Annotated in this window: 18 protein-coding genes, 12 tRNA genes and 1 other annotated feature; of the genes, 29 read left to right on the top strand and 1 reads right to left on the bottom strand. The window is 36.6% G+C overall.

The window, feature by feature from the left end; translation table 11 throughout:
• The first annotated feature begins 144 nt into the window (after positions 1 to 144).
• From mreC to AACH31_RS08260, 12 genes are all read left to right on the top strand, one after another.
• The gene (gene mreC, locus AACH31_RS08315) at positions 145 to 996 is read left to right on the top strand and encodes a rod shape-determining protein MreC (protein WP_161831585.1); all 852 of its coding nucleotides are present in this window, start codon (positions 145 to 147) and stop codon (positions 994 to 996) included.
• Positions 989 to 1,507, top strand: coding sequence for a rod shape-determining protein MreD (gene mreD, locus AACH31_RS08310; protein ID WP_161831586.1), 519 nt, complete (start codon positions 989 to 991; stop codon positions 1,505 to 1,507). The genes mreC and mreD overlap by 8 nt, the downstream gene beginning before the upstream one ends.
• 188 nt (positions 1,508 to 1,695) lie before the next feature.
• The gene (locus tag AACH31_RS08305) at positions 1,696 to 2,487 is read left to right on the top strand and encodes a M23 family metallopeptidase (RefSeq protein WP_161831587.1); all 792 of its coding nucleotides are present in this window, start codon (positions 1,696 to 1,698) and stop codon (positions 2,485 to 2,487) included.
• A 16-nt stretch (positions 2,488 to 2,503) separates the two neighbouring features.
• Complete coding sequence (locus AACH31_RS08300; RefSeq protein ID WP_161831588.1) at positions 2,504 to 3,322, top strand: site-2 protease family protein; 819 nt, start codon at positions 2,504 to 2,506, stop codon at positions 3,320 to 3,322.
• Positions 3,323 to 3,342: 20 nt separating this feature from the next.
• Positions 3,343 to 3,738 carry a response regulator gene (locus AACH31_RS08295; protein ID WP_161831589.1) on the top strand — a complete coding sequence of 132 codons (396 nt, stop codon included), beginning with the start codon at positions 3,343 to 3,345 and terminating at the stop codon, positions 3,736 to 3,738.
• A 246-nt stretch (positions 3,739 to 3,984) separates the two neighbouring features.
• Positions 3,985 to 4,056, top strand: a sequence feature (ribosomal protein L21 leader region).
• A gap of 17 nt (positions 4,057 to 4,073) precedes the next feature.
• Entirely contained in the window at positions 4,074 to 4,382 is a 309-nt protein-coding gene (gene rplU, locus AACH31_RS08290) for a 50S ribosomal protein L21 (protein WP_161831590.1), read from the top strand.
• Positions 4,383 to 4,393: 11 nt separating this feature from the next.
• Positions 4,394 to 4,705 carry a ribosomal-processing cysteine protease Prp gene (locus AACH31_RS08285; protein WP_161831591.1) on the top strand — a complete coding sequence of 104 codons (312 nt, stop codon included), beginning with the start codon at positions 4,394 to 4,396 and terminating at the stop codon, positions 4,703 to 4,705.
• An 11-nt stretch (positions 4,706 to 4,716) separates the two neighbouring features.
• Positions 4,717 to 5,001, top strand: a complete 285-nt coding sequence (gene rpmA, locus AACH31_RS08280; RefSeq protein ID WP_161831592.1) for a 50S ribosomal protein L27 — start codon at positions 4,717 to 4,719, stop codon at positions 4,999 to 5,001.
• Between the two features lie 572 nt (positions 5,002 to 5,573).
• Positions 5,574 to 6,857: a GTPase ObgE gene (gene obgE, locus AACH31_RS08275; protein ID WP_161831593.1), complete on the top strand. Its 1,284-nt coding sequence runs from the start codon at positions 5,574 to 5,576 to the stop codon at positions 6,855 to 6,857.
• 717 nt (positions 6,858 to 7,574) lie between these two features.
• Complete coding sequence (locus AACH31_RS08270) at positions 7,575 to 8,390, top strand: LysM peptidoglycan-binding domain-containing protein (protein ID WP_161831594.1); 816 nt, start codon at positions 7,575 to 7,577, stop codon at positions 8,388 to 8,390.
• A gap of 176 nt (positions 8,391 to 8,566) precedes the next feature.
• Positions 8,567 to 9,331, top strand: coding sequence for a hypothetical protein (locus AACH31_RS08265; protein WP_161831595.1), 765 nt, complete (start codon positions 8,567 to 8,569; stop codon positions 9,329 to 9,331).
• Positions 9,332 to 9,544: 213 nt separating this feature from the next.
• Positions 9,545 to 10,012, top strand: coding sequence for a hypothetical protein (locus AACH31_RS08260; protein WP_161831596.1), 468 nt, complete (start codon positions 9,545 to 9,547; stop codon positions 10,010 to 10,012).
• A 5-nt stretch (positions 10,013 to 10,017) separates the two neighbouring features.
• Here the strand turns inward: AACH31_RS08260 and AACH31_RS08255 are convergent, their stop codons facing one another.
• Positions 10,018 to 11,187, bottom strand: coding sequence for an MFS transporter (locus tag AACH31_RS08255; protein ID WP_161831597.1), 1,170 nt, complete (start codon positions 11,185 to 11,187; stop codon positions 10,018 to 10,020).
• Between the two features lie 248 nt (positions 11,188 to 11,435).
• Between AACH31_RS08255 and AACH31_RS08250 the strand changes: the two genes are divergently transcribed.
• From AACH31_RS08250 to AACH31_RS08170, 17 genes are all read left to right on the top strand, one after another.
• Positions 11,436 to 12,242 carry a hypothetical protein gene (locus tag AACH31_RS08250; protein WP_161831598.1) on the top strand — a complete coding sequence of 269 codons (807 nt, stop codon included), beginning with the start codon at positions 11,436 to 11,438 and terminating at the stop codon, positions 12,240 to 12,242.
• Between the two features lie 606 nt (positions 12,243 to 12,848).
• The gene (locus AACH31_RS08245; RefSeq protein ID WP_161831599.1) at positions 12,849 to 14,018 is read left to right on the top strand and encodes a THUMP domain-containing class I SAM-dependent RNA methyltransferase; all 1,170 of its coding nucleotides are present in this window, start codon (positions 12,849 to 12,851) and stop codon (positions 14,016 to 14,018) included.
• Positions 14,019 to 14,343: 325 nt separating this feature from the next.
• On the top strand, positions 14,344 to 14,544 hold the full coding sequence (locus tag AACH31_RS08240; protein ID WP_161831600.1) for a cold-shock protein: 201 nt from the start codon (positions 14,344 to 14,346) through the stop codon (positions 14,542 to 14,544).
• Positions 14,545 to 14,727: 183 nt separating this feature from the next.
• Complete coding sequence (locus AACH31_RS08235) at positions 14,728 to 15,024, top strand: rhodanese-like domain-containing protein (RefSeq protein WP_161831601.1); 297 nt, start codon at positions 14,728 to 14,730, stop codon at positions 15,022 to 15,024.
• 210 nt (positions 15,025 to 15,234) lie between these two features.
• Complete coding sequence (locus AACH31_RS08230) at positions 15,235 to 16,071, top strand: phosphatase PAP2 family protein (protein WP_161831602.1); 837 nt, start codon at positions 15,235 to 15,237, stop codon at positions 16,069 to 16,071.
• A 173-nt stretch (positions 16,072 to 16,244) separates the two neighbouring features.
• Positions 16,245 to 16,321: transfer RNA gene (locus AACH31_RS08225), tRNA-Glu, on the top strand.
• Between the two features lie 15 nt (positions 16,322 to 16,336).
• A tRNA-Pro gene (locus tag AACH31_RS08220) sits at positions 16,337 to 16,413 on the top strand.
• A 9-nt stretch (positions 16,414 to 16,422) separates the two neighbouring features.
• Positions 16,423 to 16,499: transfer RNA gene (locus tag AACH31_RS08215), tRNA-Met, on the top strand.
• Between the two features lie 18 nt (positions 16,500 to 16,517).
• A tRNA-Ser gene (locus AACH31_RS08210) sits at positions 16,518 to 16,610 on the top strand.
• A 19-nt stretch (positions 16,611 to 16,629) separates the two neighbouring features.
• Positions 16,630 to 16,705, top strand: a tRNA-Met gene (locus AACH31_RS08205).
• Positions 16,706 to 16,708: 3 nt separating this feature from the next.
• Positions 16,709 to 16,784 (top strand) — tRNA-Asp (locus AACH31_RS08200).
• Between the two features lie 11 nt (positions 16,785 to 16,795).
• A tRNA-Phe gene (locus tag AACH31_RS08195) sits at positions 16,796 to 16,871 on the top strand.
• A gap of 5 nt (positions 16,872 to 16,876) precedes the next feature.
• Positions 16,877 to 16,952, top strand: a tRNA-Asp gene (locus AACH31_RS08190).
• Between the two features lie 18 nt (positions 16,953 to 16,970).
• A tRNA-Lys gene (locus AACH31_RS08185) sits at positions 16,971 to 17,046 on the top strand.
• Positions 17,047 to 17,081: 35 nt separating this feature from the next.
• Positions 17,082 to 17,170 (top strand) — tRNA-Leu (locus AACH31_RS08180).
• 8 nt (positions 17,171 to 17,178) lie between these two features.
• Positions 17,179 to 17,255, top strand: a tRNA-Arg gene (locus tag AACH31_RS08175).
• A gap of 16 nt (positions 17,256 to 17,271) precedes the next feature.
• Positions 17,272 to 17,348 (top strand) — tRNA-Glu (locus tag AACH31_RS08170).
• Positions 17,349 to 17,359 lie beyond the last annotated feature (11 nt).

The following is a 17,359-nucleotide window of genomic DNA, read 5'->3' as shown; positions in this document are numbered from 1 at the left end:
AACCTCGCCTCGATCTCATGTAAATTGTGTGAAAAACATTATTTATGACGTTTTATGTGAGGAAAGGCTCTTGTTTCAGACTTATCAATTATATATAATAGGCAATATGGATTAGATTATTGTAAAGACGTAGGATGTGGTTAAATGAAGGGTGTTAATCATTTAAAGGTATTTTTGATTATTGTTTTAGTATTTATGACGTTTATTACGGTTGGATATACGATGCATCAGGAGACTCGTGGGTCTATTCCTCAGCGATTGATTAAGGATGGGATGGTTGTTGTTCAAACCGGTTATACGGGAATAGTTGAGGGCTTCAAACGTTTCTTTGTCAATTTGAATGACCTCTTTCATACATACGAAGAGAATAAAATGTTAAAACAACAGATGTATCAGTACGAATCATTAGAGGTTTATACGCATCAGTTAGAGGAACAGTTGGCTTCATTAGAAGATTTACAACAGACGGGAACGTCTTTAGTTGCGTATGAAACGATTAATGCGACAACGGTGATGCGTAATGTTGACCAGTGGCACGACTTTATTTTTATTAATAAAGGAAGTAAACAGGGGATGAAAGAGAATATGGCCGTGTTATCAAAAGAGGGATTTCTCATTGGTAAAATTATCTCAGTTACTGATTTTTCATCTAAAGTTAAGTTAATTAAGAATCAAGATTTTGGAAGTAAAGTTTCGGCTATTATCGATGGGAAAGAGGGTTCTATTGGAACCGTGGAAGGTTATGATTATACAACTGACGAATTAGTGATGACTCAGGTATCAAAAGATGTAAAAGTGGATAAAGGGGATAAGGTAATTACGAGTGGATTAGGTGGTGTATATCCTAAATCACTTTTAATCGGTTACGTGGATCGCATAGAGGTTAGTAAAGATGGATTAACCCAAACGTTGTACTTAAAAGGAGAAAAAAATTACGATAATATGGATTATGTAATTGTTGTAGCGCGTGAGGCGGTGACGATAGATCATGAGTAGATTAATTATTACGTTTGTGACCTGTTTTGTCATGGATAATCTATTAGTCAGTTTTTTGCCCATTGACCCTATTGTTAGCTATTACCGGGCAATTCCCAATGTCTTTTTAATCTGTTTAGCTTTTTTTACTTTTTATGATAAGGGAATTAGACCTTTTATTTTCGCTTTTATTTTCGGCTTTCTTTATGATGTGTGTTACGCGGATTTAATTGGTTTATATACTTGTTTGTTTCCTATTCTAACGTTTATTATGGTGAGGTTTGTTTCTCAAACCATGCCGATTAATTTGCTGTCGATGATGGCGATGGTCGCTATCTTGGTTATGGGAGAGGAATCCATCGTTTATTTTATTGTGAATACGATGAAAGCAACTAATATGTCAACGTGGACTTTTATCAAATATATTTTAATTCCAACGGCTTTTTTTAATATGCTAGTGACGATTGTTCTCTACCCCATGTTGAAATTTCAATTTAAAATTTATCAAAAAAAGGTTTTGAATGATTTTTAACTAAAAAGAAACGAATCTTGAGCGGACCCCCGACGATTAGACTAAAAAAACTAATTGTTGAGGGTTCGTTTTTTTTCTGTCGATTGTAAAAAGAGTGCAAGCCTCTCTCGAATGTTCTAACTTTTACGCTATACTCATATGATGCAATGAACAAGTCGCACAGATGAAAAAAGTGAGGGGGAAATATCGTGGCCAATTATAAAAAAAAGCATTCATCTTATCGATCGGCTCATGGTAATAAGCAGATTCAGCATTCTGCTGCTTATTATAGACAAAGGAGAAAGGAAGATGAAGGAACGTGGTTCATTAGACGTTTTATGTGTCAATCGATGATTTGTTTATGTGTGTTAATGGGAATCTTAGTTATTCAAAAGCTTCCAAACACAACGATGTACGAGACTGTAAAGAGTTCGGTCATGGGAAATTTTCCATTTGCCAAATACGAAAAAATGTATCAGAACTTCTTGTCAAATATGTTGCCGTTTGAATTTAAATTACCGAGCGATGAAGAGGTAGCGGCAGTGAATGGTGGCGTATCATCAACCATGGATGAGTCAGGAAATCAGGTGGCGTCTAACGATGAAAAAGATACAGAGTTTAATTTGAAAAAGGCGATTAAAAAGGCGACTAATAATGTGGCTTTAAAGGACTACGAAGATGGAGTGGTGATTCAGGCTAAACGGACAGAATCGATTAGAAGCTTTGTATCGGGAATTGTTTTGAACTTAGGTGTCGATGAGAAGATAGGTAATTATGTTAATGTCCAACTACCAGATGAATGGGTCCTAACGATTGGCTTTTTAGAAAATAGGGGAGTTAGTCAGTATCAACACATTAAGGCGGGTGACGAGCTTGGCGTTGGTTCGGTTTTAGAGCTACCGGGGACAGATTTTGAAGAAGAGGCGTTTTATTATTTATCATTAAAAAATGAGGAGGGAGAGTACCAAGATATTATGGATTACTTAAAATCATTGCAATAAATAGGGGGGCTTAATGATGCGTCCAAAACGAATAAAGTTTGATCCTTCTTTTTATGCGATGACCTTACTCGCAATTTTTCTTGGATATTTAAATGAATATATTATATTTACTCTAACTATTTTAGTTCATGAGTGTGGTCATCTAATGATGGCCGCTTTTTATAACTGGAGGTTTGAACGAATAAAATTCTTTGCCTTCGGAGGCATTATGGAATTCCAGGGAGAATTAAATAAATCGAATGTGGAAGATTTTGTTGTAAGTAGCGGGGGAATTGTTTTTAATTTTCTTTGTTTTTTACTCTTAATTCTAGCCCGTGAAAGGATAAGTCCATATGTTAATTTAACGCTGTATGATTATGCGATAGGAAGTCAGTTGTTTGTTATCTTTTTTAATTTGACACCATTACCACCTTTAGATGGAAGCCGGTTATTAAATGCGTTTTTGTGTTGTTATTTTCCGTATAAGGTAGTTTTAAAGATAATGAAGATAATAAATATAGTCTTAATTGTTCTTTTTATGGCCATAACATTTTTTAACGATTTTCGACAAATCTATCTCGTTATGTCATTTCTTGTTTATTCGACGATTAAGTACAATAAACAAATTTATTTCCTATTTCAACGGTTTTTATTACAGAAAAGAATGTATACAAATGTGGATTTACCAAATAAAATTATTAGATTTAGGAATCATTCCTTGGAGGATAATTTTTATCGTGGATATTTTAACACGTTTCAAATTAACCACCGATTACATGATGAGACGAGCTGGTTGAAGTTAAAATATGAGGAAAATGCGGTCCTAAGTGTTGACGCTCCTTATAAAACTGACTAAAATAGGAGAGACAAGATGAGATGAAGTTGGAGGCGGAGCATAAGGTGGCACAATTGACAGATGATATTTCCGTACTAGTAGTAGATGATAATGAGATTAACTTAATGTTGATGGAAGATATATTAGATGTCATGGACATCAAAAAAGTAAAAACACTTGAAAGTGGGATTGAAGCAATTAAGGAAATTGAGAACAACCCAAATTATGATGTTGTAGTGATGGATATTTGTATGCCGGTTATGGATGGATATGAGGCATCAAAACAACTAAGAAAGATTGGATATGAGGGGCGTATTATTGCCTTGACGGCAAATCAGTTATCAAAAGATGATTCAAAATTTCAAGAGGCGATGATGGATGATATTCTATTAAAGCCCGTTGATCTAATGATGATAAAAAAAGTATTAGGGTGTTAGGGAATACCTTAATACTTTTTTTAGTTAATAGAAGAAAGGCGAAATTACAGCACCTTTTTATCGCAGACGTTCATAGAAGGGATGAAAAGACACGAGATGCCTATGTTTTATAGGGAAGTTTGAAGGAGTCTGTAAAATTTAGTATATATGTTCAAAGAAAAAATCGAAAAAGGTAGAGATAACCAGCTATAAAACGTTGACGAATGATTTTTGCTTTGCTATAATGAACTATGTTGTTAGCACCTTAGGGTACTACAACCGCACGGATAAGGTTTAAATACAACTTGTATACCTTAAATGGCGAGTCTTAGTTAAATTTTAAGGAGGTGCAGGTAATGTACGCTATTATTAAAACTGGTGGTAAACAATTAAAAGTTGAAGTAGGTCAAGCAATCTACATTGAAAAATTAAATGTTGCTGAAGGTGATGTTGTTACTTTCGACGAAGTATTATTCGTTGGTGGAGAAAACGCAAAAGTTGGTGCTCCATTAGTAGAAGGTGCAACTGTAACTGCAAAGGTTGAAAAACACGGTAAAGGTGAAAAAATTATTGTGTTCAAATACAAACCTAAAAAAGGTTACAAAAAGAAACAAGGTCACCGTCAACCATACACTAAAGTTGTTATCGAAGCAATTAACGCTTAATTAAATCGACGATGATTACAGCCAATTTTCACTATAAAAATAATAAAGTTGAGTCATATGAAATTAGCGGCCATGCATTTGCAGGTGAACCCGGTGAAGATTTAGTCTGCGCTGCGGTGAGTGCAGTAACATTTGGCTTAACAAATTCCATTATCAACTTAGATGAATCAGAACTTAGCATAAAAATGGAAGATGGTTATTTATTAGTTGAAAATCTTCCAACTAGTGAAGCTGCTCAAACGCTAATCTATGGAATGATTACTTCTTTGCACACAATTGAAGAAGAACAATTTAAATACTTAACAGTTATAGAAAATAAGTAGGAGGTGGCCCAATGTTAAAGTTAAATTTACAATTTTTCGCATCTAAAAAAGGTGTTGGTTCTACAAAGAACGGTCGTGACTCTGAGTCTAAACGTTTAGGAGCTAAATTAGCTGATGGACAATATGCTTCTGCAGGATCAATTATCTATCGTCAACGCGGAACTAAAATTTATCCAGGAACAAACGTAGGTATGGGTGTGGATCACACTTTATTCTGTAAAATCGATGGTGTTGTTAAATACGAACGTTTAGGACGTGACAAAAAACAAGTTTCTGTATACCCAGAAGCTAAGTAATCGATTTAATCAATCCCCTGATCAGCCGATTAGGGGATTATTTTTTATGCCTTTTTTTCGTATGAGTTTATAAGTTTATTTTAATACTATATATAGACCGAATTAGATTATTTTCAATCCTATTTGAGGGAAGTATAAATAGCCTATAACCGTTTATTTTTATGATTAGATTAAAGTCTAGATAGGGCATGCCGATTAAAAAGTTTTCCGAAGATATTAGTAGAGGATAGCAAGACGTTTATAACCTATGTTATTTTTGCTTGACTCAATGATGCGCATTCTAAGGTACAGGAGTGTGTCTTCGGGTATGGCATGGAGTTTTAGCTGATTTTTTGTTATATAAATAGCACTCTTATTTTCATATATAGGAAAAGTGATGGATTGTTTTCGTTCTTGAAATTTTTAAAGAGTAGTTTAGTCTACTCTATTCATCGCATGCTAAGTCTGTGCCAGAAGGTTTGGGGTTATTTACTTCGTTGATCTCTTACGTTGAAAATATTTATGAGGTACATGTTGAAGAATACTACGTTGAAATGAAGAACCATTTCAATGAATAGAATTGAGGGATACACTTGTTTATCGATCAAGTCAAATTAAAAGTGGCGGCTGGTAATGGTGGAAATGGTGCCGTAGCCTTCCGTCGTGAAAAATATATTGCCAATGGTGGTCCTGCAGGTGGTGACGGAGGAAACGGAGGTAGTGTCATCTTCGTTGCGGATGAGGGATTGTCGACACTATTGGATTTACGTTATAACCGTGTCTTACAGGCGAAAAATGGTGAGAACGGAATGGCAAAAAGTTGCCACGGAAAAAATTCTGATGATTTAATTATTAAAGTTCCTGTTGGGACTATTGTTTATGATAATAGTACGAATCTGATTATCGCTGATTTAACTGAAAATGGTCAGCGTGCGATTATTGCTAAGGGAGGACGCGGTGGACGTGGAAATATTCACTTTGCTACTCCGCGTAATACGGCTCCTGAGCTTGCTGAAAATGGTGAACTTGGACAAAAACGAGAAATTCGTGTTGAATTAAAAGTGTTAGCAGATGTCGGATTAGTTGGGTTCCCAAGTGTTGGTAAATCGACATTGATTTCTGTTGTATCAGCATGTAAACCTAAAATTGCAGCTTATCACTTTACAACGCTTGTTCCTAATTTAGGAGTTGTTCGTGTTCCAGATGGTCGTTCGTTTGTCATGGCAGATTTACCGGGATTAATTGAAGGTGCTGCAACTGGGGCAGGGCTTGGACATCAATTTTTACGCCATATTGAGCGTACACGTGTTATTTTACACGTTATTGATATGTCTGGAATGGAAGGACGCGACCCATACGAAGACTATGTAACTATTAATAATGAACTTGCACAATATCGCTATAAATTGATGGAACGTCCTCAAATTATTGTTGCCAATAAAATGGATATTGGGGATGCAGAGGAAAATTTAAAAGCATTCAAGGAAAAAGTTGGAGACGATATGACGATTATTGAAATTTCGGCTGCAACACGTCAAGGAATTGATCAGTTACTCTATAAAACGGCTGATTTATTGGAAACAACGCCACAATTCCCATTATATGATGAGGAAGAAATGGAACAATCAGTTACATATAAATTCACACCTGAAGAAGCGAAGTTTCATATTTCTCTTGGAGATGATGGGGTTTATGTGGTTTCTGGACCGCATGTGGAAAGAATTTTCCATCAAACAGATTTCAACCGAGAAGCTTCTGTTATGCGTTTTGCTCGTCAGTTACGCCAGCTTGGTGTCGATCAGGCGTTACGTGATCTTGGGGTGGAGGATGGAAATCTTGTTCGTATCCTTAACTTTGAATTTGAATTTAAAGATTAATTTATTTATTATTTCTATACTAGGTTCCCTAATGAGGGGACCTTTTTTCGTTAGGAAATAAAAAGATAGGGAATGGATCTTTTAGCAAAATATCGGGGTGGCAAGGGGAAGTTTCCCATTAAAATATGAGTAAAGGTGGGACCGCGAGCCAGCAAAGGAATTTTAAAAGGTTATAGGCTTATCGAGTATTCATCTTTTTGTCCTCAAGTTAAATGATGCTGTGTCACTTGATAATGTTAGCTTAATTTTAAAGGTTCACTCTTAAGCGCTATGCTTTAGGCGTTGAAAATTATGATGGTGTTAAGTTCTCCCTTTTTCCAATGAAAAATGTATGGGGTGTTGGAAGTATCCTATATGAAGGGATTGTTTTTATGTCAGGGAGTTAGATGCGAACGCTTGAATCGCTTCTCGTTTGAGAAAGTGTTTTTCTATCTCAAGGAATCTATGAGGATCTAAAGATTCAAGGTCTATCATCTTTTTTCATTATCGGATCAACTTTTTAAGGAAGTTTGACATTAGGAAAAGAAATGATGTGTGATCAAGTTTTCTTTTTCTTCTAAAAAGGGGAACTGACATAAGTGGGTCGAAGTAAAGATTCTAGATTTAGAAGTTAATGGGGTGAAAATAGAAAAATACGCTGTTGGTATAAGTTTGTTATATTCATAAAAATGTCATCATATATTGTAGGGAGATGATGTAGAGAGGAGAATCAGGCTTATGAAAATCCACATTGTGCAAAGAAATGATACATTTCAGTCTATTGCTGAAAAATACAATGTCAGTGTTCAGGATTTAATCGGGATGAATACCCATATTAATCACTTAGCTGGCCTTGTTCCTGGGTTAAAAGTCAAAGTTCCTTCACCTGTTCGTAAAGAAGAATCTAATGTCGCACAACATATCCAAAAATATTACCCTAATTTAGACACTAATCCGATTGAACTAAAACCGACTCAAGCCCCTGCGGCAGAAGCTGTTGTGGTCCAAAATGTTCAACAGAGTCAGGTTCAAGTGTCGCCCGCTCACCAAGAGGTGACGCAAAAGGAAGAAGTAAAACCGATTCCATTAAAGCCTTTAAAAGAAGAAACGCCAACTGCCCCAAATGATGGTGTTAAAGTCGAAGTTGGGGGCGTAGCAAAAACGGTTGAGCAGTGTCAAGTATCGGTTAATGAAACGGTTTATAAAAAGCCAGATGAGGCGACTAGTAACACTTCACAAGTTGCCCAACAGGCACCATATCCGTTTCCAGCAACGCCATCGATGATGTATCCTCCGTATCAGGCGGGATGCTTATCGGGAGCGGCCCCTTATCCAAGTCACTATATGAATCCTTGTGCGGTTCCTCCTTATCCAGGTGCTTATGTGAATCCTTATGCTGCAAGAGGCGTACAAGATGAAAGATTCTTTATTGGTGGTTTTGGTTATCCATTCTTCGGTGGAGGATGGGGATGGGGAGGATACCCTTATTATGGAGGATGGGGATGGGGAGGATATCCCTATTACGGTGGATGGTACCGTTATCCATACCTATGAATATAACACATGATTAAGAGAGGGTGCCTTGGCATCCTTTTTTAATTACTTTAATACGTTAACTAAGTGTTTAAGTGCGATTTTCGATGATTTTCTTTTAGGAAATAACATTTATTTTATGAAAAAAACATATGATGAAATGAGTTAAATGGGGAAATGAAGGAGTTGGGGGATTGATGGAGGATGTGAAGCATGCGTATGAAATTCTTGGGGTAACCCCGACGATGTCGCTTGAAGAGATAGAAAATGTTTATGAATGTTTAGTAGACGACTTTTTAAAGCAGAATCATGATTCTTCGCAGGATGAAAGGTTATTGCAATGGGCGGAGGCATTTGAATGTATTGTGGAAAGTCGTATTGATCTTACAGCTTGTTCTGTAAAGGAAAACCGAGGTCAAAAAGTGTTAATCATTCTTTTAAAGGTTGTCGCGGTTATTATATTTTCATGCATACTGATTAAGGAAATTAGCTGGTTGGAGCAACCTGATCCCTCACCTGTTGGTGGAGTAACAACCGATGAGTTATCGAATAATTTTGAGTTGGTTTTATCAAAATTTGATGAGACGAGTTATTGGGATTGGGGGTATTATGAGCAGAAGGACGAATGGACGGTTGTCGTCGCCATTAAGGTTTTGGAAGCGAGTGCGGAGGGAGCCTTAGTTAGCGCATATAATTTTAAATTAGGGGATGATAGTCCAGTAACGACGGTCTCAAAAGATGTTTATAAGGACGAGGAGATTAATCACCTTCATTATCTAGGAAAATATAGTGAACTTGTTCCTCAAAGTCATAAGTTTGCTATTACATTTAGCGTATCTCCCTTTATGCCTGGCGAGCAACGAATCCTTTATTATGAATTTCCTAATGGACGGAAGATTGAGGTAGGTCGTTTAAAGCTCGAAAATATGAATGACCATGAGGATCATGGAATATTGGTTTAAAGGAAAAAAGAGAAGAAGATGTTTATTTTTTTAACGCCGATGGGATTGATAATAAAATAGCGTGAGTAAAAGCATCCCATTCTTGATAAAAACGTCGTTATGTGATGAACGGGATAGACCGACTATTTTTAGTAAGCATAAGGGGTTTTGATAAAAAAGAAATCGCCACCGGCATATCTTGAAACTGGGGGATAAAGAAGAGGGGGGACTATCGTGGAAATTAAAATCATGAGTCAGAAAGAGGCAGAGGAATGGAGTTATAACCAGTGGATGGAGGTTACATTGTTAGTTTCAATTTTGGGGACCCACGCGCCTACGCCCAATTTTTATAGAAATCCTCGAATTATTGATATGATTTCAGTAAGTTTTGATGATATCCATGAGGTGCACGGTGACCAGACATTACTATCAGAGGAGGATTGTCTAAGAATTGGCGAGTTTATTTTAAATCATTTTGATCAGGTGGAAACGATTGTTATTCATTGTTCAACGGGAGAATCCAGATCAGCGGCTATCGCCTTCGCTGTTTGTCGCCTCCTCGGACTTGATGATCGCTGGATTTTTGAATCACCCAAATATTCACCCAATACATACTGTGTTAAAAAGCTTAATCGGGTGTTAGAGCTAGGCCTTAGTGAGGAAGAAATTGTATCCCGATTTGAATATAAAAAAAGACATTAGAGTTCCTAATGTCTTTTTTGTTGATGATGTTGAAAGATTAAAACCAAGCAGGCAATTAAAGCGGTGATTCCTCCCATGAGGAAAGGTAGTTTACTTCCTAAATCGTATAGAAATCCGGCACTTAATGATCCGATAACCATTCCGACAGAACGTGATGAGTTTTGAATACCCATGATTTCTCCTGCATTGTTTTTGGCCTGCTTAGAAATCATACTTTGATAAATAGGTTGTGCCAAGGGCATGACGATAAAGAAGGTCATCAAACAAATGCACGTTAATAATAGGTTTGTTGTGCCTGACCATACAAGTAGCGAAGTAGCTGTTAATCCAATGATCACGATTAGCGTTTTAAACTCATCGTATTTTTTGGCAAGCCGAGGACTAATAAGAAAATTTCCTAAAACTGCGCAGATAGGAACTACACTGAGGATAAGACCGTTTAATTGAGTAGGTAGCTTTAAATCTGACTCAACAAAGTATCCGATGGTTGAGTTATAGGCTGTTGTTGTAATGTTCATTAATGCAACGGTTAGAATGAGTGAGGTCAATAGTGGACCAAATTCAATCTGAGATTTTTTAAAAGTAAGGTGGCTTAATGAGAGGGTTGTTTTTCCTTCTTTTTTATTGACTAGGGTATCCTCTGTTAAGAAAAAGAGACAGATTGTTAATAAAATACAACAAATGAACTGTACAATGAAACTGTTTTGGTAATGTGTCGCTCCAAGCCATCCTCCAATATTTGAACCGGCAGCTGCCCCCATTGAAGTAGTTGCTGCAAGATAGGCGAGTGATTTTGCGCGACCTTTTGCCGACGACAAATCGCTGATGCAGGCCATGATGACCGCTACGTAACTAACACTTAGGATTCCCCCAAGAACACGAAAGATAGAAATTGTAATGGCCGATTGACTCAGCCCAAATCCTAATTGCGTCATGCCGTAGCCTAAAACCCCGAGCATTAGGAACTTTTTTCGTCCCTTATAATCTGAAAGGCTTCCCCAGATGGGAGAAAAGATATAGCTTCCAATTGACATAAGGGCGAAGAAGAGTCCGAACATATAAGAGGGTAACTCTAATTCATTAATGAGCCGCGGAGTCACGGGGTGTGCGAAGTTAAAGACGGTCATAATTAAAAAGTTAAAAAATAAGAATTTCCGTAATGTTTTTTGTTCCATAAAGCCTCCTTATAAAATGTTTGACTAATGACAGGATTAATAAGTCTAAACAAACACTATCATTATATAAAATTTAACATTCAACTACAAATGTTAAGTGTTAAAAGTCGAACGAAAGTTACCTCCTCCTTATCATATAGGAGCTAAAAAAAGCGTATGTTTCTAGTAACACGACGATGTTTTGCAACGATAGGATATAACACTGAAAGGGGGGAAGTTGCAAGCCATTAAATCTTGCAACAAAAAGGATGGGTATAAAAAATAAAACTTATTATAGAAACTGGTATCAACAATGGAGAGAAGAAGAACAAATAAGGTTAGAAAAACAATCGACGAATGAACTAAGAACGTATCAATATAATGTCGATACAACCCAATACCGAGCCAATCATGATTTAGGTAGAAAAAATGTTGGTTATACACGAAATAATCATCGTAAATCGCAGTCCCCGTATCAAAAAACTAGAAATGGAAATCAGATGGCAGACATTACGCTATCTACTCAAAACTCATTTGCGGATATATTACGTGGAATTTTAGTTGGAATCCCGTTGGTTGTTGTATTACTTACGGTTCTTTATGTCGGTGGGGTTATTCCTCAGAATCAGGTAAATCAATTTTTAGGTCTTTCGACTAACAAAGTAGTAACTGATTATATCGGCAAGTATGATGAGCTGATGCTACTACATAATGAAATTAATAAAAGTTTGTCTGATCATATGAGTACGGGTAATTTTTCTAGTGTTTATCTTCAGGAATTAAAAGAGAAACAAAATCAGATAGCGGTTAAAACTCAGGAAATCATGGCTACAGAAGGGGATAACTTTTCTGAGATGGGACGCCTATTGAATCTTAAACTAACTAGCCTTAATCAGTTAATGGGTAAACTTGAAGGTAGCGAATCTCTAACTGAGGAAGTGAAACAGGCCTACAATCAGTTTGTAAGTGATCAAAATGAGGTAGGAAACCAAATTGTCCTAGCATTGACTAACCTTTTAGATGCCAATAAGATTCCATATACGAAAGAAGTAAATGGAGCCATTCAAATTAAATAAAAAAAGTCATTCAACGCGTTTGAATGACTTTTTTTATAAAGAATTACTTGAAAAACGTCTTTAAGGTAGCGGGATAGGATTTGTTTTGGGTAAATGAGGATTAAATGATGAAAAAAGCCACCCAAACGAATGAATCGGCTTAAAATAGCCTAATATAATATGTAAACAGAAACGTGTTCTACGTTTTGTATAGAAAAATGGAATGCAAGGATTAAGGTCGTATAAGACACAGGCGTGTTCAGTTAAAGTTCTTTACGGAGTAAAGAATAGCTAGGTTTCATAGATACTTTAAAAGTATAGGGTTAATAAATTAAAAATGGCGAATATAGATCTGAAGGGAGGGAATGATTAAAACGAAGGAGTAAAACTTCTATTTTTATAGAAAAATATATGATATAATAATATTTTTCATAATTAGACAGAAAAAGATAATTATTGCCATGTGGGAAGATTAATGATAAACTTAAAAATGGTATTTTAATATAGGTATTAAAAATTAATAGCTAGAAATTTTAATATAAACGTAGGATATAAGTAAATATAATGCTATCACAGTAACGCAAGGCTTGAATGATTCGTTACTTTAAGATAAGGAGAAATAGATATATGGATTATAAACTAATTGCAACAACGACGTTTGGAATCGAAGCCGTTACGGCGAAGGAGTTACGACAACTAGGTTATGAAGATTTACGCTTAGAAAATGGAAAGGTTCATTTCGAGGGTGATGAAATGGATATTGCAATTACTAATACGTGGTTAAGAACGGCTGACCGTGTTTTAATTAATATTGCAGAATTTGAGGCAACAACATTCGAAGATTTATTTAATCAAACCGAAGCGATTGATTGGAGTCAATACATCCCTGTTAATGGAAAAATGCACGTTGTCGGAAAGTCAATTAAATCTACATTACATAGCGTTCCTGACTGTCAAGCGATTGTAAAAAAAGCGGTAGTAAAGAGTATGCAACGCGCCTATAATCAGGATTGGTTTTCTGAGGACGGGCCAGTTTATAAGATAGAGGTAGCCCTTCTAAAAGATATGGTAACGTTAACGATTGATACAACAGGTCCGGGGTTGCATAAACGTGGCTATCGTGAGTTCGCGGGGGAAGCGCCGTTAAAAGAAACATTAGCAGCTTCACTAATTCTCTTATCTCGTTGGAAACCGGAACGACTTTTAGTTGATCCATTTTGTGGGTCAGGGACCATTTTAATTGAAGCTGCTATGATTGGAAACAACATTGCACCGGGATTAAATCGTACGTTTGTTTGTGAAGAATGGCCATCAATGGACAAAGAAATTTTTGAACAGGTTCGTGATAGTGCCCGAAAGGCGATAAAAAATAACTCATTACGTATGTTTGGTTATGATATCGATCCTCAAGTGTTACGCACTGCACGTCAAAATGCTGAAAAAGCTGGAGTTTCAAAAGCGATAGAATTCCATCAGTTAGATTTCCATAAATTCTCTTCAAATTATAAATATGCTTATATGATTACAAACCCTCCTTATGGGGAGCGCCTTGGTGAAGAGGATGAAGTATTTAAATTAAATAAAAAAATTGGAATGATGAAACGAAAATTATCGACATGGGATTTCAATATTCTAACGTCGTTCTCTAAATTCGAAAAAGCGTTTGGTCGCCAGGCAGATAAGAATAGAAAGTTATATAATGGGCGTATTTTAACGCGTTATTATCAATATTTTGATAATAATTTAAAACAAAAATATGGATCAGTTGTGCCGGTAGTTGAAGAAAAATCGGAGTAGAATAAAGTGTTGTTCAGGAAAATTCTTCTTTCGAACGTTTATAACAAATAGATGAAGTAGGCCCGTATCCCATTAGTAAATAAAAAAGGATGTTCTTCTTATTAAGAAGACATCCTTTTTTATTTACTCTCTGAATTAACAGTGTTATATAAAATTATAAAAAATAGTAAAAGGAGAGTATATAAATTTTAAAAGGAGGTATTCTATAAACGATAGTTCCATTACACTTAAAACATATCTCAAGCAAAATGAAATTAAGATATTGCTTTTAAATGAAGGTAACTAGTTAATATATTTTATACTTATATTTTGGAGGTTTTTCAAAATGGCAACAGGAACAGTAAAATGGTTTAACGCCGATAAAGGATATGGATTTATTACTGCAGATAGTGGTGACGAAGTGTTTGTTCACTTTTCTGAAATTCAAGGAGACGGATTCAGAACTCTAGAAGAGGGACAAAAAGTTGAATTCGAGGTTACACAAGGTGATCGTGGACCACAGGCTTCAGGCGTACAAAAATTATAAAAATTTAAATATAAAAGAGTCGATTTTATTCGACTCTTTTATATTTAAAATACTCGCCTATTATTTAAATAAGACTTATAATAAGGGAAGACCTTTTATTAAACATATGAACTTATTAGGATTCATTCATTTATATTTACTTAAAGGACGAAAAAATTATTTATAATCAAGGGGGAAGTAATAATGAAATCTGTGACTATTCAGTCTTTAAAGGAAAAGTTAGATTCAATTGATATCATTGATATTCGGGAGGTTGAGGAGTTTAATGCATTACCTAAACTTAAACAAGCCAAACATATTCCAATGAATCAGTTGATTCAAAAACCAGAGTCTTATTTAAATAAGCAGGAATGTTATTATTTAATTTGTCGGTCAGGAGCGAGAACTGCAAATGTTACTCAGTATTTAGATAGCCTTGGATATAACGTTATCAATGTAACCGGAGGAATGTTGGAATATTATAACGAGCGGAAAGCTTAATGAAGTAATCTTTTGTATTGAATTTTTAAAGGTAATGCCATTACTATCCTAGGCAGCAACGAGCAATCTAACAAAAAGAATGTTCGAACGAAAATGAAGCGATTAGCGTATCTTTTATTGATGAAAGAGGTAGTTCTAAAGGGCCGATTTTATAAATAAGATGATGGTAGGAATTTATAAATAGATGATGAATCGGTTAGGAGAGGAAATGTGGAGTTAGAAATTATTCGTTTTATACAAAGCTTTCATACCCCGCTTTTAGATCAATTATTTCAGTTTATTACCCAATTTGGAGAGGCGCCTTTTAAGATTATGTTTGTCTTAGGAATATACTGGTGCATTGATAAAAGGATGGGTGAATATTTAAGTTATTCGTTTTATACAAATTTAATGTTTAATCATACGGTAAAAAACATTGTTAATGCAAAAAGACCTATAGGAGAAGAAGGAGTTCGCTCGCTAAGGGTTTCAACTGCGACAGGTAGTTCTTTCCCAAGTGGACATTCACAGGGTGCTGCTTCTACCTATGGTGCCGCCTATTTGATTTTAAGAAGGTATAAATCAGCCATCATTTTATTGATACTGGTTTTACTTGTTGGGTTGTCACGGCTTTACCTAGGGGTTCATTACCCAAAAGATGTGGTGTGCGGAATTTTGTTTGGTTTAACGATTAGTTACTGTACATACAGGTTGTTTTTAAGGTCTGAGGATAAAAGTAAACTCTATTTAGCTACGCTTGTTTTATTCCTTCCCTTTCTTTTAGTATTACCACATCATCCTGCTCATATGGTAGGTGAATATTTAGGGTTTATAGTCGGTGTAGCCTTTGAAAAAAAATATGTAAATTTCAAAGTTAAGGGACGAATTGCGATGCGGTTATTTCGTTTTATGATAGGAATCGTATCTTTATTTATTTTAAAATGGTGCCTCATAACCTTGCCCTTTAAAGGCATGGTTTATCAATTTTTATACGGAGGATTGCTAGCTTTTTATAGCTTTGCAGGTTATCCCTATCTATTTAGATGGCTAAATAAAGGTAAGCATTGATGACTTACCTTTATTTTTTTGAAAAAAATGCAAAAATTGTTTTGACAAACCCGTTAAAGGATGATATTATTAAGAAGTTCCAAAAAGCGACAAAGAACGAGAAAATAAAAAATAAAAAAACTTTTGACATAAGTTGTTGAATGTGTTAAGATAAGAAAGTCGTCTTGAGAGAAGGCCCGTTGGTGAAGCGGTTTAACACACATGCCTTTCACGCATGCATACACGGGTTCGAATCCCGTACGGGTCACCATTAAAAATAATAGATCGGGAAGTGGCTCAGCTTGGTAGAGCACCTGGTTTGGGACCAGGGGGTCGCAGGTTCGAATCCTGTCTTCCCGACCATAATAAAAAGGCGGAGTAGCTCAACTGGCTAGAGCGTACGGTTCATACCCGTGAGGTTGGGGGTTCGAGTCCCTCCTCCGCTACCAAAATAAATATGGAAAAATGGAGGAATACCCAAGTCCGGCTGAAGGGATCGGTCTTGAAAACCGACAGGGCGTGAAAGCGTCGCGGGGGTTCGAATCCCTCTTCCTCCGCCATATTAAAATAAATAAACATCGCGGGGTGGAGCAGTTGGTAGCTCGTCGGGCTCATAACCCGAAGGTCGCAGGTTCAAGTCCTGTCCCCGCAACCAAAAGGTCCAGTGGTGTAGCGGTTAACATGCCTGCCTGTCACGCAGGAGATCGCGGGTTCGATTCCCGTCTGGACCGCCATTTAAATAAAAGGCTTGGTAGCTCAGTCGGTAGAGCAAAGGACTGAAAATCCTTGTGTCGGCGGTTCGATTCCGTCCCAAGCCACCATATAAGGTCCAGTGGTGTAGCGGTTAACATGCCTGCCTGTCACGCAGGAGATCGCGGGTTCGATTCCCGTCTGGACCGCCATTTAAATAATAAATAAAAGTCCTGCTAGCTCAGTTGGTAGAGCATCTGACTTTTAATCAGAGGGTCAGAGGTTCGAGTCCTCTGCAGGACACCATTTTAAAAAAAGGTGCGTGCCTGAAATAATGAAATGCCTGGGTGGCGGAACTGGTAGACGCACAGGACTTAAAATCCTGCGGGTGGTGACACCCGTGCCGGTTCGATTCCGGCCCTAGGCACCAACTTAAAAGCGCCCATAGCTCAATTGGATAGAGCGTTTGACTACGGATCAAAAGGTTAGGGGTTCGACTCCTCTTGGGCGCGCCATAAAAAGTGTTAAAAAGGCCCGTTGGTGAAGCGGTTTAACACACATGCCTTTCACGCATGCATACACGGGTTCGAATCCCGTACGGGTCACCATTAAGAATAAA

Source organism: Turicibacter faecis, from assembly GCF_037076425.1.
In the GTDB taxonomy this organism is placed as follows: domain Bacteria; phylum Bacillota_I; class Bacilli_A; order MOL361; family Turicibacteraceae; genus Turicibacter; species Turicibacter faecis.
This window is presented reverse-complemented; position numbering and strand designations above follow the sequence as displayed.